The organism is Streptomyces adelaidensis, from assembly GCF_016598475.1.
GTDB lineage: Bacteria > Actinomycetota > Actinomycetes > Streptomycetales > Streptomycetaceae > Streptomyces > Streptomyces adelaidensis.
Map to the genome: position 1 here is coordinate 1 of NZ_JAEMUX010000080.1, position 19,605 is coordinate 19,605.

General features: G+C 71.0%; 15 protein-coding genes. 8 read left to right on the forward strand and 7 right to left on the reverse strand.

Annotation, left to right across the window (positions count from 1 at the left end):
• Nucleotides 1-67 precede the first annotated feature (67 nt).
• Genes I8N67_RS32745 through I8N67_RS32765 form a run of 5 tightly spaced genes read right to left on the reverse strand, consistent with a single transcriptional unit; the run spans nt 68 to nt 5,630 of the window.
• Complete coding sequence (locus tag I8N67_RS32745; protein WP_200307885.1) at nt 68-1,378, reverse strand: DUF58 domain-containing protein; 1,311 nt, start codon at nt 1,376-1,378, stop codon at nt 68-70.
• A complete protein-coding gene (locus I8N67_RS32750; RefSeq protein ID WP_200307886.1) occupies nt 1,378-2,367 on the reverse strand; it encodes an AAA family ATPase in 990 nt (329 codons plus the stop codon). The genes I8N67_RS32745 and I8N67_RS32750 overlap by 1 nt, the downstream gene beginning before the upstream one ends.
• Nucleotides 2,367-3,560, reverse strand: a complete 1,194-nt coding sequence (locus I8N67_RS32755) for a DUF4350 domain-containing protein (RefSeq protein WP_200307887.1) — start codon at nt 3,558-3,560, stop codon at nt 2,367-2,369. The genes I8N67_RS32750 and I8N67_RS32755 overlap by 1 nt, the downstream gene beginning before the upstream one ends.
• Nucleotides 3,557-4,294 (reverse strand): DUF4129 domain-containing protein, encoded by a 738-nt coding sequence (locus I8N67_RS32760; RefSeq protein ID WP_372443853.1) that lies wholly within the window; start codon nt 4,292-4,294, stop codon nt 3,557-3,559. Before I8N67_RS32760 ends, I8N67_RS32755 begins: the two co-directional genes overlap by 4 nt.
• A 4-nt stretch (nt 4,295-4,298) precedes the next feature.
• Nucleotides 4,299-5,630, reverse strand: coding sequence for a DUF7847 domain-containing protein (locus tag I8N67_RS32765; RefSeq protein WP_200307888.1), 1,332 nt, complete (start codon nt 5,628-5,630; stop codon nt 4,299-4,301).
• Between the two features lie 140 nt (nt 5,631-5,770).
• Between I8N67_RS32765 and mtnA the strand changes: the two genes are divergently transcribed.
• The 7 genes from mtnA to I8N67_RS32800 all read left to right on the forward strand — a co-directional run bounded on the left by mtnA (nt 5,771) and on the right by I8N67_RS32800 (nt 14,494).
• On the forward strand, nt 5,771-6,916 hold the full coding sequence (mtnA, locus tag I8N67_RS32770; protein WP_200307889.1) for an S-methyl-5-thioribose-1-phosphate isomerase: 1,146 nt from the start codon (nt 5,771-5,773) through the stop codon (nt 6,914-6,916).
• An 8-nt stretch (nt 6,917-6,924) separates the two neighbouring features.
• Nucleotides 6,925-7,614, forward strand: coding sequence for a two-component system response regulator MtrA (gene mtrA / locus I8N67_RS32775; protein WP_189823911.1), 690 nt, complete (start codon nt 6,925-6,927; stop codon nt 7,612-7,614).
• Between the two features lies 1 nt (nt 7,615).
• On the forward strand, nt 7,616-9,706 hold the full coding sequence (gene mtrB / locus I8N67_RS32780; protein ID WP_200307890.1) for an MtrAB system histidine kinase MtrB: 2,091 nt from the start codon (nt 7,616-7,618) through the stop codon (nt 9,704-9,706).
• Nucleotides 9,696-11,531 (forward strand): LpqB family beta-propeller domain-containing protein, encoded by a 1,836-nt coding sequence (locus I8N67_RS32785; RefSeq protein WP_372443854.1) that lies wholly within the window; start codon nt 9,696-9,698, stop codon nt 11,529-11,531. Before mtrB ends, I8N67_RS32785 begins: the two co-directional genes overlap by 11 nt.
• A 194-nt stretch (nt 11,532-11,725) precedes the next feature.
• A complete protein-coding gene (locus I8N67_RS32790; RefSeq protein ID WP_200307892.1) occupies nt 11,726-12,520 on the forward strand; it encodes a ComF family protein in 795 nt (264 codons plus the stop codon).
• A gap of 325 nt (nt 12,521-12,845) precedes the next feature.
• Nucleotides 12,846-13,538, forward strand: a complete 693-nt coding sequence (hpf, locus tag I8N67_RS32795) for a ribosome hibernation-promoting factor, HPF/YfiA family (protein WP_372443855.1) — start codon at nt 12,846-12,848, stop codon at nt 13,536-13,538.
• A gap of 206 nt (nt 13,539-13,744) precedes the next feature.
• Nucleotides 13,745-14,494 (forward strand): response regulator, encoded by a 750-nt coding sequence (locus I8N67_RS32800; protein ID WP_200307894.1) that lies wholly within the window; start codon nt 13,745-13,747, stop codon nt 14,492-14,494.
• Here I8N67_RS32800 and I8N67_RS32805 read toward each other — a convergent pair.
• The gene (locus I8N67_RS32805) at nt 14,491-15,684 is read right to left on the reverse strand and encodes a winged helix-turn-helix domain-containing protein (protein ID WP_200307895.1); all 1,194 of its coding nucleotides are present in this window, start codon (nt 15,682-15,684) and stop codon (nt 14,491-14,493) included. The genes I8N67_RS32800 and I8N67_RS32805 overlap by 4 nt on opposite strands.
• A 105-nt stretch (nt 15,685-15,789) precedes the next feature.
• Nucleotides 15,790-16,359: a GNAT family N-acetyltransferase gene (locus tag I8N67_RS32810; protein WP_200307896.1), complete on the reverse strand. Its 570-nt coding sequence runs from the start codon at nt 16,357-16,359 to the stop codon at nt 15,790-15,792.
• A 285-nt stretch (nt 16,360-16,644) separates the two neighbouring features.
• On the opposite strand from I8N67_RS32810, the gene secA reads away from it, so the two are divergent.
• Entirely contained in the window at nt 16,645-19,494 is a 2,850-nt protein-coding gene (gene secA, locus I8N67_RS32815; protein ID WP_200307897.1) for a preprotein translocase subunit SecA, read from the forward strand.
• Nucleotides 19,495-19,605 lie beyond the last annotated feature (111 nt).

The following is a 19,605-nucleotide window of genomic DNA, read 5'->3' on the forward strand; positions in this document are numbered from 1 at the left end:
AGGGGCTATTTTGCGTTTCAGGTGTTCCCTTTCCAGGACCACACCTCTCTGATCTGAATGAGAAGAATTAGAGACGCCCTGCCGCCTTCAGTGCCAGATAGGCGTCGGCAAGGGCTGGCGCCAGGTTGTCCGGGGTCGCGTCGACGACTGTGACGCCGTGGCGTCGGAGTTGGTCGGCGGTGCGGTGGCGGTCTGTTTGGGCCTGGGCGGCTGCTGCGGCCTCGTAGACGGCTTCCGTGGTGCCCCGAGAGTTGGCCATGCGGGCGATATGGGGATCGGCCACCGAGGCCACCAGGACCGTATGGCGTTGCGTGAGGCGGGACAGGACCGGGAGGAGGCCCTGTTCGACGGGGGCCGCGTCGAGAGTGGTGAGAAGGACGATCAGGGCGCGACGGGAGGCCGTACGGAGTGCGGTGGCCGTCAGGCCTCGGGCGTCCGTTTCGATGAGTTCGGGTTCGAGGGTGGCCATCGCGTTGACCAGGGACGGGAGGACATCGCCGGCTGTGCGGCCCTGGACGAGGGCTCGGACGCGGCGGTCGTAGGCCAGGAGGTCCACGCGGTCGCCGGCGCGGGATGCGAGGGCGGCCAGAAGGAGGGCCGCGTCCATGGAGGAGTCGAGGCGGGGGGCGTCGCCCACGCGGCCCGCGGAGGTCCGGCCGGTGTCCAGGACGAGGAGGATGTGGCGGTCGCGTTCGGGGCGCCAGGTGCGTACCGCCACCGAGGACTGGCGGGCTGTGGCGCGCCAGTCGATCGAGCGGGTGTCGTCGCCGGGGATGTACTCGCGGAGGCTGTCGAACTCCGTGCCCTCGCCTCGGGTGAGGAGGCTGGTGCGGCCGTCGAGTTCGCGCAGGCGGGCCAGCTTGGAGGGCAGGTGCTTGCGGCTGGTGAACGGCGGGAGGACGCGTACTGTCCAGGGAGCCTTGTGGCTGCCCTGGCGGGCGAAGAGACCGAGGGGACCGTACGAGCGGATCGTGACCTTGTCCGCCTGGCGGTCGCCGCGGCGGGTGGGGCGCAGGCGGGTGGTGACGCGTCGGCGTTCGCCCGGGGGGATCGTGAGGCGGTGGCGGGAGGCGGCCACTTCGGTGCCGGGGAGCCAGCTGCTGGGGGGCCAGGCGTCGCGGAGGTGGCCGCGCAGGGGGTGCTTGGACGGGTTGGTGACTGTGAGGGTGACGTCTGCGGTTTCGCCCAGGCGTGCGGAGGCGTCGCCGGAGCGAATGAGGCCCAGACGGCGCACGGGGGCAGCGAGGGCGTAGTCGCAGGCGCACGCCAGGGCCAGGGGGGCGTTCACGGCGAGGATGCCTGTCCAGCTGGGTTCCCAGATGCCTAGGGGGAGGGTGCCGAGGGCCGCGAGGAGGGCGGCGCGTCCGGTGGGGGCCATCAGCGAGGGACGGGGACGTGGGCGAGGATCGCGTTGATGACCGAGTCAGCCGTCACGCCTTCCATCTCGGCCTCCGGGCGGAGCTGGACGCGGTGGCGGAGGGTCGGCAGCGCGAGTGCCTTGACGTCGTCGGGGGTGACGTAGTCGCGGCCCGTCAGCCAGGCCCAGGCGCGGGAGGCCGCGAGGAGGGCTGTGGAGCCTCGGGGGGAGACGCCGAGGGTGAGGGACGGGGATTCGCGGGTGGCGCGGCAGAGGTCCACCACGTAGGCGGTGATCTCGGGGGAGATCGTCGTCTTGGCCACGGCGGCGCGGGCGGCTTCGAGGTCGGCCGCGTTCGCCACGGGGCGTACGCCGGCGGCGCGCAGGTCGCGCGGGTTGAAGCCCTCGGCGTGGCGGGTGAGGACGCTGATCTCGTCCTGGCGGGACGGGAGTGGGACGGTCAGTTTGAGGAGGAAGCGGTCCAGTTGGGCCTCGGGGAGGGGGTAGGTGCCCTCGTACTCGACCGGGTTCTGGGTGGCGGCGACCAGGAAGGGGTCCGGGAGTGGGCGCGGGGTGCCGTCGACCGTGACCTGGCGTTCCTCCATGGCTTCCAGCAGGGAGGACTGGGTTTTCGGCGGGGTGCGATTGATCTCGTCGGCGAGGAGCAGGTTGGTGAAGACCGGGCCGGGCTGGAAGGAGAACTCGGCGCTGCGGGTGTCGTAGACGAGGGAGCCGGTGACGTCGCTCGGCATGAGGTCCGGGGTGAACTGGACTCGCTTGGTGTCCAGTTCGAGTGCGGACGCGAGAGTGCGGACGAGCAACGTTTTGGCCACCCCAGGGACTCCTTCCAGTAGGACGTGTCCGCGGCAGAGGAGGGCGACGACGAGGCCGGTCACGGCGGGGTCCTGGCCGACCACGGCTTTGGCGATCTCGGCGCGCAGGGCTTCCAGGGAGGCCCTGGCGGTGTCCGGATTCCCCGTGGTCCCGGCGTTGTCAGTGGTCGGGTCCATCATGAACGGCGTACCTCTCTTTCGAGGGCGTCGAGTCGGTCGGTGAGGGCGATGAGGGCCGTGTCGTCGCTGGGCGGCGGGCCGAAGAGGAGGGCGTGCAGGGGCTGTCCGTCGCCGTGGAGGTGGGCGGACAGGGCGGGGAGCAGGGCCTCGGGCGTGTGCGCCCGGGAGACGGGGACACCTACGAGGGGGGCGAGACGCGTGCGGGTGGTGGAGCGAAGAGCGGCGGCCGCGCGGTCGCGGGCGTTGGCCTTGCGGTAGAGGCGGGCCCGGCCTTCGACGGTTTCGGAGGCGCGGATCGCGACGGGGAGATTCTCGGGCACCAGGGGGCCCAGTCGGCGTGCCCGCCAGAAGATGACCAGGAAGCCGGCGAAGAAGAGTTGCAGGGTGCCCCAGAGCCAGCCCGAGGGGAGTAGGTCGATGAAGTTGCGGCTGCCGGCGTCGGCTGCCGAGTCGTCGGAGAGCGAGGGGAGGTACCAGACCACATGGGGGCGCGAGCCGAGGAGTTGGAGGGCGAGGGAGGCGTTGCCCTGCTCGTCGAGGCTGCTGTTGTAGAGGATGTCGGGGGCGCCGAGTACGACGGTGTCGCCGTCTCCCTCCGGTGCCGGGACGCGCACCAGGGTGGGCAGGCCGCTGTCGGGGTAGCAGAGGTCGGCCGCGCGGGCGGTGACGTGGTAGCGGGCCCCTCCGGTGTCGGCGTTGCCCGCGCGGCGGGCGGCGGGCAGGTCGCAGCGGGGTGCGAGCGTGGAGTCGAAGCTGGGGGCGGGGTCGTCGGTGACCCCGGGGGCGAGGGTGCTCACGGACGGGGCGCCGGGGGCGACGAGGACCGTACGGCCGCCGGAGGCCTCGGTCGCCGCGTGGAGGCGGCCTTGCTGGGATTCGGTCAGCAGGTCCGGTACGGCGATCAGGAGGGTGGTGTCGGGGCCGGTCGCGGTGCTCGCCTCGTCGAGAGTGGTGACCAGGCGGGTGGAGACGCTCCGGTCGGCGAGGAGTTCGGTGACGGCGCGGCTGCCGTTGGTGTCGGCGGAGCGCGGGTCCAGGCGGCCGTGTTCGGCGCCGGACTGGATCGCGGCGATCACGACGCCCGCCGCCAGGAGGATCAGCGCGGCGAGCACGACACCGCGCGCGCGGGTCCACACCTTGCGGGCGGTGGGCGAGGCCGAGGTGGACGGGAGCGTGGCCTCGGTGGTCATTCGGCGGCTCCCCGGCCTGTGCTCCGGGCCGTGCTCCGGGCCGTGCTCGCGGTGCTGGCGGTGTTGCTCGCCAGTGTGGGCCTGGTGCGCTCCAGGTCGGCGTCGAGGTCGGCGAGCCGGCGGTACGTTCCTTCGGCTGCGGATCGGCCGCCGTATGTGACGTCGTCGAAGTCCCGGGCGGCGGCGTGCAGTCGGTCCGCGTGGGCGGGTAGTGCGCGGCCGGCTTCGGCGGCGGCCTCGTCGGCGGTGCGGCCGGGGCGTGCGTCGAGCAGGGCGCGTTCCTCCAGGGAGCGGACGACGGCGCGCATGCGTTCCTGGACGGCCTGGTTCCAGTGGCCCTGGGTGGCCTGTGCCTCGGCTGCCGCGCGGTGTTCGGCGGCGCTGCGGGGGCGGTCGTCGAAGAGCACGGCGGAGGAGGTGGGGGTGCGGTGCGGTGTGCCGAGGCGCCACCACAGCGCTCCGAGGAGGGCCAGTACGGCCAGGACGAGGACAGCGAGGCCCAGTGCGCCGCCCGGGGTGGCGTTGGAGGCGGCGCCGAACAATCTGTCGAGCCAATCCCAGAAAGCGTCCATGGCGCGCTCGTACCAGCTGGGGTCGTTCTCGTGGTACATGCCCTTGGACAGCTCGCGGCGGGCCGCCTCCCGCGCGGGGTCGCGCGGGAGGGTGATGGGTGGTTCGTCCGCCGAGCGCCACGACATCCGTATGGCTGCCAGCCCTCCCCCCGACAGGCTCACCGCATCAGCTCCCCGGAGTGGTGCCGGGGGCGTCGCCGCCGTAGCCCTGGACGCCGGCGGCGCGGGCCAGGTCGAGGTCGAGGGCCTCGCGGCGGATGCGCTGGTCGATGTAGAGGAGCACGGTGACGCCGGCGCTGATCGGGAAGGTGATCGTGGAGCCGATCACCGCGCCGACGCCGCTGATGACGAGGTACGTCCAGCCGAGTTCGGTGCCGGTGCCGAGGAAGCCGGAGACGCCGTCCCCGTCCGCGAGCGCGGCCACGATGGAGAAGGGGATCACGATGATCGACGCGACGACGTAGGCGATGATCGCGGCGAGCAGTTGGATGCCGAGGACCCGCCACCAGGAGCCGCTCACCAGCTTCCCGGAGCGGCTCATCGACTTGCTGACGCCCTGCTTCTCGAGCATCAGCGCGGGCGAGGCGAGGGAGAAGCGGATCATCAGCCACACGGTGAGGACGAAGGCGCCGAGTCCGCCGACGAGGGCGAGGAGTACGCCCGCACCAGTCGAGCCGCCGGCGGCGACGAGGATGCCGGGGGTGACGCCCACGGTCATGATCAGGCCGGCGATCAGGAGCAGCAGGAGGGTGAGGCCGCCCAGCCTGAGGAGCTGTGGGCGGGCGTCCCGCCAGGCCTCGGCGGTGGTCACCGATTTGCCGAGGACGGCGCGGCTGGTCACGGTCGTGAGCAGGGCCGTCGCGATGACGGTGCCCAGCAGGGAGATCACCAGGATGACGGAGGTGCTCAGCAGGGTCTCGCCCAGGGCGCTGCCCAGCTCGCCGGGGGTGGAGGTCGGGTCGTTGAGGGCGTCCGAGTTGGCGGTGTCGTTGAGGATGAGGCCCTGGAGCAGGATGACCGCGATCTGGGTGACGACCGCGACGGTCAGGGAGATGCCGAGGACCGTGCGCCAGTGGGCGCGCATGGTGGAGACCGCGCCGTCGAGGATCTCGCCGATGCCGAGGGGGCGCAGCGGGATCACACCGGGCTTGGCAGCGGGCGGGGGGCCGCCCCAGCCCGGGCCGGGAGCGCCCCAGCCGGGGGCGCCGTAGCCGGGGTGACCGCCGGGCGGACCGTAGCCGCCGGGGCCGGGTTGCGGGGCTCCGAGGTGGCCGCCCCAGCCGGGGCCGGGCGGAGGTGGTGGCGGGGCCTGACCGGGGCCCTGAGGGCTCGGAGCGGTCCACTGGGCGGGCGGCGGCTGGTCCTTGGTCCACTTGGACGGCGGCTGTGCCTGGTCCGCGCCGTTCTGGTCCGCCGGTTGCGCGGAGCCCTGCTGGTCCGGCTCCTGGCCGCCCGAGGGGGCGGATCCGGGCGAGGCCCAGCCCGGAGTGTCCTTCATCGTCGCTCCTTCACGGTGCCCGTCCGCGGTCGCGGCGGCAGCTTGGCGCCCATCGTGCCACGCGGTGTCCGGGAAGTGACCGGGGGCCGTATGGGCTGCGCACCTTCAATTGTCCGCCGGGTACGGGGCAGACTGACCGCATGGCTGATCAGTACGCGCGATCCGGCGACGACATCCGGCCGACCGGGATACCCGCGATCCGTTGGGACGAGCCGCCTGAAGGCCCGGTCCTGGTCCTCCTCGACCAGACGAGGCTGCCCGCCGAGGAGGTCGAGCGGGTCTGCACGGACGCGCCCGCGCTGGTGGAGGCGATCCGTTCGCTCGCCGTGCGCGGGGCGCCGCTGCTGGGCATCGCCGGGGCGTACGGCGTCGCGCTCGCCGCCGCGCGGGGCTTCGACGTGGAGGATGCCGCCGAGGCGCTCGAAGGTGCCCGGCCCACCGCGGTGAACCTCGCTGTGGGTGTGCGCCGGGCGCGGGCCGCCCACCGGGCCGAGTTCGGTCGGACGGGCGATCAGAAGCGGGCCGCCGACGCGGCGCTCGCCGCGGCGCGGGCGCTGCACCGGGAGGACGCCGAGGCCAGCTCCCGCATGGCCGCGCACGGGCTGGCGCTGCTCGACGAGTTGCTGCCGGGCGGCGGGCACCGGGTGCTCACGCACTGCAACACCGGTTCGCTGGTGTCGGGTGGTGAGGGCACGGCGTTCGCGGTGGCGCTCGCGGCGCACCGGTCGGGGCGGCTGCGCCGGCTGTGGGTGGACGAGACGCGGCCGTTGCTGCAGGGGTCCCGGCTGACGGCGTATGAGGCGGCGCGCAGCGGAATGGCGTACACCTTGCTCACGGACAATGCCGCGGGCTCGCTGTTCGCGGCGGGGGAGGTGGACGCGGTGCTGGTGGGGGCCGACCGGATCGCCGCCGACGGTTCGGTGGCGAACAAGGTGGGGACCTACCCGCTCGCGGTGCTCGCCCGGTATCACCATGTGCCGTTCATCGTGGTGGCGCCGGTGACGACGGTGGACGCGGAGACCGCGGACGGGGCGTCCATCGAGGTGGAACAGCGCGCAGGTCATGAGGTGACAGAGATCATGGCACCGCAGGTGCCGGTGGCGGGAGTGGAGGCGGGAGGCGGGATCGTGGTGGCACCCCTGGGGACCCAGGCGTACAACCCGGCGTTCGATGTGACGCCGCCCGAGTTGGTGACGGCGATCGTCACCGAGGAGGGAGCTGTTTCTCCGGTGACCGCTGACGCGCTCGCAGAGCTGTGTGACAGGTCACGCCAGGTAACGATTTAGTTAATGGGATGATGGCATTCATGAAGGGACGAGTCCTTGTCGTCGACGACGACACCGCACTGGCCGAGATGCTCGGCATTGTGTTGCGTGGTGAAGGTTTTGAGCCGTCTTTCGTAGCCGACGGTGACAAGGCGCTGGCCGCTTTCCGGGAGGCCAAACCCGATCTGGTGCTGCTGGATCTGATGCTGCCGGGGCGGGACGGTATCGAGGTGTGCCGCCTGATCAGGGCGGAGTCCGGGGTGCCGATCGTGATGCTCACGGCCAAGAGCGACACCGTGGATGTGGTGGTGGGCCTGGAGTCGGGCGCGGACGACTACATCGTGAAGCCGTTCAAGCCGAAGGAGCTGGTGGCCCGGATCCGGGCGCGGCTGCGGAGGTCGGAGGAGCCGGCGCCCGAGCAGCTCGCCATAGGTGACCTGGTCATCGATGTGGCCGGTCACTCCGTGAAGCGGGAGGGGCAGTCGATCGCGCTGACGCCGCTGGAGTTCGACCTGCTGGTCGCGCTGGCGCGGAAGCCGTGGCAGGTGTTCACCCGGGAGGTCCTGCTGGAGCAGGTCTGGGGGTACCGTCACGCGGCGGACACCCGTCTGGTGAACGTGCATGTGCAGCGGCTGCGCTCCAAGGTCGAGAAGGACCCGGAGCGGCCGGAGATCGTGGTTACCGTCCGTGGCGTCGGATACAAGGCAGGACCCAGCTGACATGTCCGGTGACAGTGCCGCTTCGGCGCCCGGCCAGCCGGGGACCCGCGCGGGGCGGCCTGTCGGCCGGAAGACGTCGGGTTCCCGCTGGGGGCGTCTCCTGGAGGGCGGGTTGCTCCAGGGCGGCGTCCAGGGCAGCCCCGTTCTGAGGCTGTTCATGCGCTGGGTGCGCCGTCCGCTGCTGCCCGTGATGCGGCTGTGGCGGCGCAACATCCAGCTCAGGATCGTCGTGACGACCCTGCTGATGTCGCTCAGCGTCGTGCTGTTGCTGGGTTTCGTCGTCATCGGGCAGGTCCGCAACGGGCTGCTGGACGCGAAGGTCAAGGCCTCGCAGAGCCAGGCCACCGGTGGGTTCACGGTCGCCGAGCAGAGGGCCGACAGCGAGCCGAGCACGGCCGGGAGCGACAGGGCGGACGTGGACGGCGACCGGGTGCAGAACGTCGTCGAGTGGATGACCAACCTGGTGAGCTCGCTCTCCAGCGGCGGTCAGGGCGCGTTCGATGTCGTGACGCTCAGCCCCGCCTCCGCCGACGGCGAGACCGGCGGGCTCGGACCGCGTGCCTCCGGGGACGTGGCCTGGGACCTCAGCGTGCCGGTGGCGCTGCGCGATCGGGTCGACGACGGTACGGGCGCCGTGCGGAGCTATACGCGGATCTCGTACACCGACGGTCAGGAGTCGCAGCCGGCGCTGATCATCGGCAAGCAGGTCAACGATCCGAACGGCACGCCGTACCAGCTGTACTACCTCTTCCCGCTCACCCAGGAGGAGAAGTCCCTCAGCCTGGTCAAGGGGACGCTGGCGACGGCCGGGCTGTTCGTCGTGGTGCTGCTCGGGGCCATCGCCTGGCTCGTGGTGCGGCAGGTGGTCACGCCGGTGCGGATGGCGGCGGGGATCGCCGAGCGGCTGTCCGCCGGGCGCCTGCAGGAACGTATGAAGGTCAGTGGCGAGGACGACATCGCGCGGCTCGGCGAGGCCTTCAACAAGATGGCGCAGAACCTGCAGCTGAAGATCCAGCAGCTGGAGGATCTGTCGCGGATGCAGCGGCGGTTCGTGTCCGACGTGTCGCACGAGCTGCGTACGCCGCTGACGACCGTACGGATGGCGGCGGATGTCATCCATGACGCGCGCGTGGACTTCGATCCGGTGACCGCGCGGTCGGCGGAGTTGCTCGCCGACCAGCTGGACCGGTTCGAGTCGCTGCTCGCGGACCTGCTGGAGATCAGCCGGTTCGACGCGGGCGCGGCGGCGCTGGAGGCCGAGCCGATAGATCTGCGTGCGGTCGTGCGGAAGGTCGTCAGCGGGGCCGAGCCGCTCGCCGAGCGCAAGGGGACGCGGGTACGGGTCCTGGGGGACCAGCAGCCCGTCGTCGCCGAGGCCGATGCCCGGCGGGTGGAGCGGGTGCTGCGCAATCTCGTGGTCAACGCCGTGGAGCACGGCGAGGGCAAGGACGTCGTGGTCAAGCTCGCCGCGGCGGGCGGGGCGGTGGCGGTCGCGGTGCGCGACTACGGCGTGGGGCTCAAGCCGGGCGAGGCGACGCGGGTGTTCAGCCGTTTCTGGCGGGCCGACCCGGCACGCGCGCGTACAACCGGCGGTACGGGGCTGGGGCTGTCCATCGCCCTGGAGGACGCCCGGTTGCACGGTGGCTGGCTGCAGGCGTGGGGCGAGCCGGGCGGTGGTTCGCAGTTCCGGCTCACCCTGCCGAGGACGGCGGACGAGCCGCTGCGCGGGTCCCCCATACCGCTGGAACCGAAGGACTCCCGGCGAAATCGTGGCCTCAATGACGCAGGGCTCCCGCTCGCTGGCGGCGGCAAGCTCGCCACGGTGCCGGTCCAGGCTGGTGAACACGGTGCCGCGAGGGCGGCCATAGGGCCACGCCCGGGCGCCGGGAAGGTTCCCACGGCCGACCCGACGGCGCTGCCCGGCAGCGGCGCGCGCGTGGTGCCCCGGCCCACGGTGCCGCCGGCCGCTCCGGCCGCGGCACCGCCTGCCGCGCGGCGGTCCGATGACGGTGCGGAGCGGGCCGAGGAGCGGCCGTCCGAGAGCGACGCCGAGCGGCGGCATGAGCAGGGGGAGGCATTCCGTGGGCGCTGACGGCGGGAAACGCGGCCGGGGGCGTCCGGTGCGGGCGACGGCGCGTATCGGGTGGGTCGGCATCGGTGCCGTGCTGCTGGCGGGGTGTGCCTCGATGCCGGACGGCGGCGACATGCGGGATGTCGAGTCCACCCCGAGGCAGGACTCGCAGGTGCGGGTCTTCGCGCTGCCGCCCGCGGAGGACGCCGAGCCGCGGGACATCGTGCAGGGCTTCCTTGAGGCCCTGACCAGCGACGATCTGGACTACGAGACGGCACGCAAATACCTGACCGGCAACGCGCTGAAGGAGTGGGAGCCGGGCGAGTCCACCACGGTCCTCGCCGAGGCACCCACCCCATACACCCCGGTCACGGGGAACGGGCCGGAAGCCGACGAGTACCGCTACGAGCTGTCCGGCGAGAAGGTGGCCCTGGTGGACGGGCAGCACGCGTACGCGCCCAGCAGCGGCGAGTACCGCAGGACCGTGCACCTCACGCGCGTGAAGGACACGAAGCAGTGGCGCATCGACCAGCTGCCGCCGGGCGTGGTGCTCGGCAAGTCGGACTTCGAGCGGAACTACAAGTCCATCAACAAGTACTACTTCACCTCCGCCGCGCAGTCCGGGGAGCCGGGGACGGTCGCCGACCCGGTGTATGTGCGCAGCCAGGTCGACCCGGTGACCCAGGTGGTCCGGGACCTGCTCAAGGGCCCCACCCGGTGGCTCGACCCGGTCGCGAGGACGAGCTTCCCCTCCGGTACCGCGCTGCGTAAGGGCACCGACGCGCTGACGCCCGATGACCGGAACAGGCTGGTCGTGCCGCTCAACGCGAAGGCCGATCGAGTCTCGGACAGCAAGTGCCGCGAGATGGCCGCCCAACTCCTCTTCACGCTCCAGGACTACATGCCCACAGGTGTGGGCGAGGTGGAGTTGCAGGGGTCGACCGGCGCGCAGCTGTGCGTGGTCGCCGACGGCGAGGCCGACATCGTCGCCTTGCACGGCCCCGGGAAGAGCGCGGACTACGAGTACTTCATCGACGGCGACCACAAGCTCGTACGGCTGTCCGAGCGGGACGCGGTGACCACGCCGACGGTTGTTCCCGGGGTGCTCGGCGAGGGTGAGAAGCAGCTGCGGGCCGCCGCCGTGTCGCGCGGTGAGGAGCGGGCCGCCGGTGTGTCCCTCGACGGGAGCGAGCTGTATGTGGCGCCGCTGACGGCGGGCGGCGCGCTCGGGGATCCCGTGCTGCACAGCGCGGGCGCCACCGCGAAGGACCGGCTGACGACGCCCAGTTGGGATGGGCGGGGCGACCTGTGGGTGGCCGACCGCGATCCCGAGAAGCCCCGGCTGCTGGTGCTGGAGGACGGCATGGGCGAGCCGCTGGAGGTCAGGACGCCCGGCCTGAGCGGGCGCATCGAGGCGGTGCGGGTGGCCGCCGACGGTGTGCGGGTGGCGCTGATCCTGGAGAACGACGGTAAGCGCGCGCTCTCCATCGGGCGTATCGAACGCGAGGCCGACGCGGAGGGCACCACCGTCTCCATTATCGAGCTGCGGTCCGTGACACCGGCCTCGGAGGACATCACCGCCATGTCCTGGGCCGGCGACAGCCAACTCGTGGTGGTGGGGCGCGAGCCCAAGGGCGTGCAGCAGACGCGGTACGTCCGGGTCGACGGTTCCCCGACGCCCGGGCCCGGGCCCTCCGCGCTCACCGGCGTCGAGGAGATCGCCGCGTCCGAGGACGAGAGCCAGCCGCTGGTCGCTCAATCCGCGGACGGGATCGTCCGGCTGTCTCCGGGGCAGCAGTGGCAGACGGTGGTCGAGGAGGGGACGGCTCCGGTCTATCCGGGGTGAGGACGTGTGCGCCGGGGTGCGCCCCGGCGCTGCTCCCCGGGTGCTGCTCCGGGGCGTTGCGGGGTGTTCAGCCCCGCCCTCATGGCCTCCGTCGCCCGTGTGGGTGACAGGGCTGGTGTGCTTTCCATGAGTTGTCCACAGGCGGTTGTCCACAGGGGTGGCAGGGCGGCTCAGGCGTTGGCACAGTGGTGGGCATGCGGGGGTGGTGGCAGGACCTCACGGATCTGGTGCTGCCGGCCGAGTGCGGAGGCTGCGGGAGGCCTCGCGCGGTGCTCTGCCCGGAGTGCCGCGCGGCCCTGACCGGGACCGCGCCGAGCCGGGTGCGACCGGTGCCGGAGCCGTCGGCACTGCCCGTGGTGCACGCGGCGGCTCCGTACGAGGACGCGGTACGGGCCGTGCTGCTCGCGCACAAGGAACGGGGCGCTCTGGCGCTCGCCGGACCGCTCGGCACAGCCTTGGCGGGGGCCGTACGGGCGGGTGGTGGCGAGTGGCCCGTGCTGCTCGTTCCGGTGCCGTCGGCGCGGCGGGCGGTGCGGGCGCGGGGGCACGACCCGGCGCGGCGGATCGCGCTCGCGGCCGCCGGAGAGCTGCGGCGGACCGGGACGTCGGCCCGGGTGGTCGGAGTGCTGCGGCAGCGGCGTGCCGTGGCCGACCAGGCGGGGCTGGACTCCCGGCAGCGGCTGGCCAACCTCGCGGGCGCCCTGGAGGTGCCCGCCGGTAGCGCCCGGCTACTGGGCGGAGGCCCGGTGGTGCTGGTGGACGACCTGATGACGACCGGTGCCTCGCTCGCGGAGGCGGCCCGCGCGGTACGGGCGGCCCGGGCCGGGTGGGCGGCGGCGTCCGGGGAGTTCGACGCGGGGCGAATGGCGAAAGAGGCGGTGGGAACCCCGGCCGTTACGGGAATGACGGGCCCGGGCCGGCGCGGAGACGGGATCCGCGCGGCGGTGGTCGCGGCGCCGCCCGACTCTTTCCAAATAAACCGGAACTGACAGAGATCTTGCATCGTTGCAGGTTATGAGAGGGGCAATTCACCTGAACGGAGGTACGGCTCAGTAGAGGGTGACGACATCCGTCCGGGCGAGATATGTTCGGTTGTGAGGGAATGGCCCCGGCCGTTCACGACATATCCGAATGCCGTGCCGCTGCCGTACCGCGAATTTTCCGAATCACCCCCGCCGGTGGGGTGGAGATCTTGTCCTCGGGGGAGGAGGAGGTGGAAGTCACCGAGTCCGCGGTTCCGGGAGCCACCGGAACCTGGTGCACAAGGGAGATGCTCCGCCAGTGGAGCGGAGCGATCCGGGAACGGAGTTCTGCGTGGACATCGTCGTCAAGGGCCGCAAGACCGAGGTGCCCGAGCGGTTCCGCAAGCACGTGGCCGAGAAGCTGAAGCTGGAGAAGATCCAGAAGCTCGACGGCAAGGTGATCAGCCTCGACGTCGAGGTGTCCAAGGAGCCCAACCCCCGACAGGCCGACCGCAGTGACCGGGTGGAGATCACGCTCCACTCGCGCGGACCGGTGATCCGGGCGGAGGCAGCGGCAAGCGATCCGTATGCGGCGCTCGACCTGGCGGCGGACAAGCTTGAGGCCCGGCTGCGCAAGCAGCACGACAAGCGTTACACGCGCCGAGGCGCGCGCAGGCTCACGGCCGCGGAGGTCGCCGACCACGTTCCGGGCGCGGCGACGCTCAACGGCAACGGATACGTCGCCGCCGAGGAGAAGCCGGGCGGCGTGCCCACCAAGAGGATCGGCTCGCTGGAAGTGATGGGCGAAGGCCCCCTCATCGTCCGCGAGAAGACCCACGTAGCCTCCCCGATGACCCTCGACCAGGCGCTCTACGAGATGGAACTGGTCGGGCACGACTTCTACCTGTTCGTCGACTCAGAGACCAAGGAACCCAGCGTCGTCTACCGACGGCACGCCTACGACTACGGCGTCATCCACCTCAACACGGACCCGATGGTCGCCCAGGCGCAGACGGACGCCGCGGGCGGCGCGCTCGGCGGCTGACCCACGCCGGATGACAGCCGCACCGGTGCCCCTGGAGCGCGTGTGCGCCCCCAGGGGCACCGGTGTGCGACCTCTCGCGGCCCGCTCTGTCACCGCACGGTGGGCCGGGCATGGAATCATGGCCGGACCGGCCCCAACCGGCGGGCCGTTGCCTTGGGTTGGCGATGGCACAGAAACACAGGCCACGGCCTTCAGGGGGAGGAACGATGGCGGACAGCAGTTTTGGACCGATGCGTGACGAGGATGCCGACGAAGGCTGCGTCGGCATGGACCCCGCCGCGGGCTCCCCGCGGAAGGAGCCGATCCGGGTCCTCGTGGTGGACGACCACGCGCTTTTCCGCCGCGGTCTGGAGATCGTGCTCGCCGCCGAGGAGGACATCCAGGTCGTCGGCGAGGCCGGTGACGGGGCGGAGGCGGTCGACAAGGCCGCCGACCTGCTGCCGGACATCGTGCTGATGGACGTACGGATGCCCAAGCGCGGCGGCATCGAGGCGTGTACCTCCATCAAGGAGGTGGCCCCCAGCGCGAAGATCATCATGCTGACGATCAGCGACGAGGAAGCCGACCTCTACGACGCGATCAAGGCGGGCGCGACCGGTTATCTCCTCAAGGAGATCTCCACGGACGAGGTGGCCACGGCCATTCGGGCGGTCGCCGACGGACAGTCGCAGATCAGCCCCTCGATGGCGTCGAAACTGCTCACCGAGTTCAAGTCCATGATTCAGCGGACCGACGAGCGGCGCCTCGTTCCGGCGCCGCGGCTGACGGACCGGGAACTGGAAGTGCTGAAGCTCGTGGCGACCGGGATGAACAACCGGGACATCGCCAAGGAGCTGTTCATTTCCGAGAACACCGTGAAGAACCACGTCCGCAACATCCTGGAGAAGCTTCAGCTGCACTCCAGGATGGAGGCCGTGGTGTACGCGATGCGGGAGAAGATTCTCGAGATCCGCTAGGACCGCAGGGCGCGGATCAAGGGCTCGCGCAGCTCCGGGGCGTCCACGCGTTCCACGCGTATGTCGGTGCAGTCCACCCAGGTAGCCGCCTCCAGCAGGGCCTGGGCCGCTGCCGGGACCGCCTTGGGGCCGTCGAGGGTGACCTGCTTGGCGACCAGGGTGCGGCCGTCGCGGGCGGGGTCGACGCGGCCGACGAGATGGCCGCCGGACAGGACCGGCATCGCGAAGTAGCCGTGGACACGTTTCTGCTTGGGGACGTAGGCCTCCAGGCGGTGGGTGAAGCCGAAGATGCGTTCCGTACGGGCCCGTTCCCAGACCAGGGAGTCGAAGGGGGACAGGAGCGTGGTGCGGTGGCGGCCGCGCGGGGGTGTGGCGAGGGCCGCCGGGTCGGCCCAGGCGGGCTTCGCCCAGCCCTCCACGGTCACCGGGACCAGGCCCGAGTCGGCGACCACCGCGTCGAACTGCTCGCCCTTGAGGCGGTGGTAGTCGGCGATGTCCGCGCGGGTGCCGACGCCCAGGGCCTCGCCGGCCAGGCGGACCAGGCGGCGCACGCACTCCGTGTCGTCCAGCTCGTCGTGGAGCAGGGCGGCCGGGACGGCGCGCTCGGCCAGGTCGTACACCCGCTTCCAGCCGCGGCGATCCACGCACACCACCTCGCCGTACATCAGCGCGCGTTCGACGGCGACCTTCTCGCCGGACCAGTCCCACCACTCGCTGGTGCGCTTCGCGCCGCCCAGCTCCGTGGCGGTGAGGGGGCCCTCGGTGCGGAGCTGTTTGATGACGCGGTCGTAGGCGCCGTCCGGAAGTTGGTGGTTCCAGTGCGGGCGGGCTCGGTAGGCGCGGCGGCGGAAGGCGAAGTGGGGCCACTCCTCGATGGGGAGGACACAGGCGGCGTGGGACCAGTACTCGAAGGCGTGGGGTCCGGCCGAAGGCGCGCCGGTGGGGGCGGTCGTCCAGTACGCCTGGTCGACCGTGTCGCGGCCGACGGCGCCGAGGCGGGCGTACGGGATGAGTTCGTGGGAGCGGGCGAGGACCGAGATGGTGTCGAGCTGGACCGCGCCGAGGTGTCGGAGCACGCCGCGGACGCCGGCCTTGCGGTCCGGGGCGCCGAGGAAGCCCTGGGCCCGTAGAGCGATTCGGCGGGCCTCGTCTGCGGTGAGTTCGGTGGTGGGGCGCGGGAGGGCTGTCATGGTTCGCAGCGTAGGGGAGGGTGCTGACAGGTCGGGTTGAGCTGGGGGAACGCGCATGGGGCGGGCCTCGCGTGCCAGGTGCCCGCAGCTGCGTGCGGACGGCGGTTACGGCGTTGCAGGCAAGTACGGCGCCGGCGACGGCAGGCCCAGGTCCGAGGGGAGCAGCGAGCCCAGCCAGCAGTCGCGGCGGACTCCGTTGTTGTTGAGGGCGGCTCGCAGGGTGCCCTCAATGGTGAAGCCGGTGTGTTCGGCCACGGCTCGGGAGGCGGTGTTGCCGACCTCGGCGCGCCATTCGAGGCGGTCGAGGGCGAGGGCGGTGAAGGACCAGTGGGCGGCGGCGCGGGTGGCCTCGCCGATGTAGCCGTTGCGACGGTGCTCCCTGGCGGCCCAGTAGCCGATCTCGCCGGTGCCGAGGGACCGCATGGTGATGCCGAGCATGCCCACCAGCTCCCCGGAGGGGAGGAAGAGGCCGAAGGTGAACATGGAGGAGTTGGCCCAGCCCTCGGGAACGGCCTGCTCGACGAAACCCTCCGCGTGCTCCCGCAGGTACGGCGAGGGGATCGTGGTCCAGCGCTGGATGTCCGGGTCCTGCGCGGCGGCGTACACCGTGTCGGTGTCGTGCCGGTCCACGGTGCGCAGCAGCAGGCGCTCGGTGGTCAGGGTGACGGGTTCCATCGGGCGATTCTGCTCGGCGGAACCGAAGGACGCCATCGCATTTGCGGCTGTTCTGTGGACGGCGCAGGGGCGCGGTGCGTGAGGAGGTGATCACAATTCGTGCATTTCGTGGACGGAACGCGGCACCATCCTCAACGCCCGCCCGTTGTCCTGGTGGGCTGTCACTACCAGACCTCCCGGCACGGCGGGGTCCTCGCTTACGATGGCCGTTGCTCAGGCTGTGATTTGAAACTGTCATTTGAAACCCGACCGTCCCAGGCCCGACCGGCAAGGAGACAAACCCCCGTGTCCGTCCTCTCGAAGCTCATGCGTGCAGGCGAAGGCAAAATCCTGCGCAAGCTGCACCGCATCGCGGACCAGGTCAACTCCATCGAAGAGGACTTCGTCGACCTCTCCGACGCCGAGCTGCGCGCCCTCACCGATGAGTACAAGCAGCGGTACGCCGATGGCGAGACCCTCGACGACCTGCTCCCCGAGGCGTTCGCCACCGTGCGCGAGGGTGCCAAGCGTGCCCTGGGCCAGCGCCCCTACGACGTGCAGATCATGGGCGGTGCCGCCCTCCACCTCGGCTATGTCGCCGAGATGAAGACCGGTGAGGGCAAGACCCTCGTCGGCACGCTGCCCGCGTATCTGAACGCGCTGTCCGGCAAGGGCGTCCACCTGATCACGGTCAACGACTACCTTGCCGAGCGCGACTCCGAGATGATGGGCCGCGTCCACAAGTTCCTGGGCCTGAGCGTCGGCTGCATCCTCGCCAACATGACGCCGGCCCAGCGCCGCGAGCAGTACAGCTGCGACATCACGTACGGCACGAACAACGAGTTCGGCTTCGACTACCTCCGCGACAACATGGCGTGGTCCCAGGACGAGCTCGTCCAGCGCGGCCACAACTTCGCGATCGTCGACGAGGTCGACTCCATCCTCGTCGACGAGGCCCGTACGCCGCTGATCATCTCCGGCCCGGCCGACCAGGCCACCAAGTGGTACGGCGACTTCGCGAAGCTGGTCACGCGCCTGAAGAAGGGCGAGCCCGGCAACCAGCTCAAGGGCATCGAGGAGACCGGCGACTACGAGGTCGACGAGAAGAAGCGCACGGTCGCCATTCACGAGTCCGGCGTCGCCAAGGTCGAGGACTGGCTGGGCATCGACAACCTCTACGAGTCGGTGAACACCCCGCTCGTGGGCTACCTGAACAACGCCATCAAGGCCAAGGAGCTCTTCAAGAAGGACAAGGACTACGTCGTCATGGACGGCGAAGTCATGATCGTCGACGAGCACACCGGCCGTATCCTCGCCGGCCGCCGCTACAACGAGGGCATGCACCAGGCGATCGAGGCGAAGGAAGGGGTGGACATCAAGGACGAGAACCAGACGCTCGCCACGATCACCCTGCAGAACTTCTTCCGCCTCTACAAGCGCCACGACCACAACGGCAAGGAAGGGCCCGGCCTCTGCGGCATGACCGGTACGGCCATGACCGAGGCCGCCGAGTTCCACCAGATCTACAAGCTCGGCGTCGTCCCGATCCCGACCAACCGGCCGATGGTCCGCAAGGACCAGTCCGACCTGATCTACCGCACCGAGGTCGCGAAGTTCGAGGCGGTCGTCGACGACATCGTCGAGAAGCACGAGAAGGGCCAGCCGATCCTCGTCGGTACGACGTCGGTCGAGAAGTCCGAGTACCTGTCCCAGCAGCTGAGCAAGCGCGGCGTCCAGCACGAGGTGCTCAACGCCAAGCAGCACGACCGGGAGGCGACGATCGTCGCCCAGGCCGGCCGCAAGGGCGCCGTGACCGTGGCCACCAACATGGCCGGTCGTGGTACGGACATCAAGCTCGGCGGCAACCCCGACGACCTCGCGGAGGCGGAGCTGCGCCAGCGTGGCCTCGACCCCGAGGAGCACATCGAGGAGTGGGCCGCGGCTCTGCCCGATGCCCTGGAGAAGGCCGAGGAGGCCGTCAAGGCCGAGTTCGAAGAGGTCAAGGACCTCGGCGGCCTCTACGTCCTCGGTACCGAGCGGCACGAGTCGCGCCGTATCGACAACCAGCTGCGCGGTCGTTCCGGCCGTCAGGGCGACCCGGGCGAGTCCCGCTTCTACCTCTCCCTCGGCGACGACCTGATGCGGCTCTTCAAGGCCCAGATGGTCGAGCGCGTGATGTCCATGGCCAATGTGCCGGACGACGTCCCGATCGAGAACAAGATGGTCACCCGCGCGATCGCCTCCGCCCAGTCGCAGGTCGAGCAGCAGAACTTCGAGACCCGGAAGAACGTCCTCAAGTACGACGAGGTCCTCAACCGGCAGCGCGAGGTCATCTACGGCGAGCGCCGCCGCGTCCTGGAGGGCGAGGACCTGCAGGAGCAGATCCAGCACTTCATGGACGACACCATCGACGCGTACATCACCGCCGAGACCGCCGAGGGCTTCGCCGAGGAGTGGGACCTCGACCGGCTGTGGGGCGCCTTCAAGCAGCTCTACCCGGTGAAGGTCACCGTCGAGGAGCTGGAGGAGGCGGCCGGCGACCGGGCCGGGCTGACCGCCGAGTTCATCGGCGAGTCCATCAAGGACGACATCACCGAGCAGTACGAGGCGCGTGAGGCGCAGCTCGGCTCCGAGATCATGCGTGAGCTGGAGCGCCGGGTCGTCCTCTCCGTGCTGGACCGCAAGTGGCGTGAGCACCTCTACGAGATGGACTACCTCCAGGAGGGCATCGGCCTGCGCGCGATGGCCCAGAAGGACCCGCTGGTCGAGTACCAGCGTGAGGGCTTCGACATGTTCACCGCCATGATGGAGGGCATCAAGGAGGAGTCCGTCGGCTATCTGTTCAACCTGGAGGTCCAGGTCGAGCAGCAGGTCGAGGAGGTCCCGGTCGAGGACACGAAGCCGTCTCTCGACAAGGGTGACGCGGTGCCGGCCCAGGCGAGTGCCTCCCGGCCGGAGATCCGCGCGAAGGGCCTGGAGGCCCCGCAGCGCCGCGACCGCCTCCACTTCTCCGCGCCGACCGTCGACGGCGAGGGCGGCATCGTGGAGGGCGACCTCCCCGAGGACGAGCCGGTCCGCTCCGAGGCCGACGGCCTCACCCGCGCGGAGCGCCGCAAGCAGCAGGGGAAGGCCGGCGGCCGGCGTCGCAAGAAGTGACGGGCGCTCCGCGAGGAGCGAACGATGAGCTGTGAGCTGTGAGCTGTGATTAGCGAGCCGTGAGGCTTTGAAGGGCCGGGCATCTTCGGGTGTCCGGCCCTTCGTGCGTCG

Excerpts from the sequence above, each read along its gene's own strand:
- I8N67_RS32745 (WP_200307885.1), bottom strand. The coding sequence starts at position 1,378 with ATGGCCCCCACCGGACGCGCCGCCCTCCTCGCGGCCCTCGGCACCCTC.
- I8N67_RS32750 (WP_200307886.1), bottom strand. The coding sequence starts at position 2,367 with ATGGACCCGACCACTGACAACGCCGGGACCACGGGGAATCCGGACACC.
- I8N67_RS32755 (WP_200307887.1), bottom strand. The coding sequence starts at position 3,560 with ATGACCACCGAGGCCACGCTCCCGTCCACCTCGGCCTCGCCCACCGCC.
- I8N67_RS32765 (WP_200307888.1), bottom strand. The coding sequence starts at position 5,630 with ATGAAGGACACTCCGGGCTGGGCCTCGCCCGGATCCGCCCCCTCGGGC.
- mtnA (WP_200307889.1), top strand. The coding sequence starts at position 5,771 with ATGGCTGATCAGTACGCGCGATCCGGCGACGACATCCGGCCGACCGGG.
- mtrA (WP_189823911.1), top strand. The coding sequence starts at position 6,925 with ATGATGGCATTCATGAAGGGACGAGTCCTTGTCGTCGACGACGACACC.
- mtrB (WP_200307890.1), top strand. The coding sequence starts at position 7,616 with ATGTCCGGTGACAGTGCCGCTTCGGCGCCCGGCCAGCCGGGGACCCGC.
- I8N67_RS32790 (WP_200307892.1), top strand. The coding sequence starts at position 11,726 with ATGCGGGGGTGGTGGCAGGACCTCACGGATCTGGTGCTGCCGGCCGAG.
- I8N67_RS32800 (WP_200307894.1), top strand. The coding sequence starts at position 13,745 with ATGGCGGACAGCAGTTTTGGACCGATGCGTGACGAGGATGCCGACGAA.
- I8N67_RS32805 (WP_200307895.1), bottom strand. The coding sequence starts at position 15,684 with ATGACAGCCCTCCCGCGCCCCACCACCGAACTCACCGCAGACGAGGCC.
- I8N67_RS32810 (WP_200307896.1), bottom strand. The coding sequence starts at position 16,359 with ATGGAACCCGTCACCCTGACCACCGAGCGCCTGCTGCTGCGCACCGTG.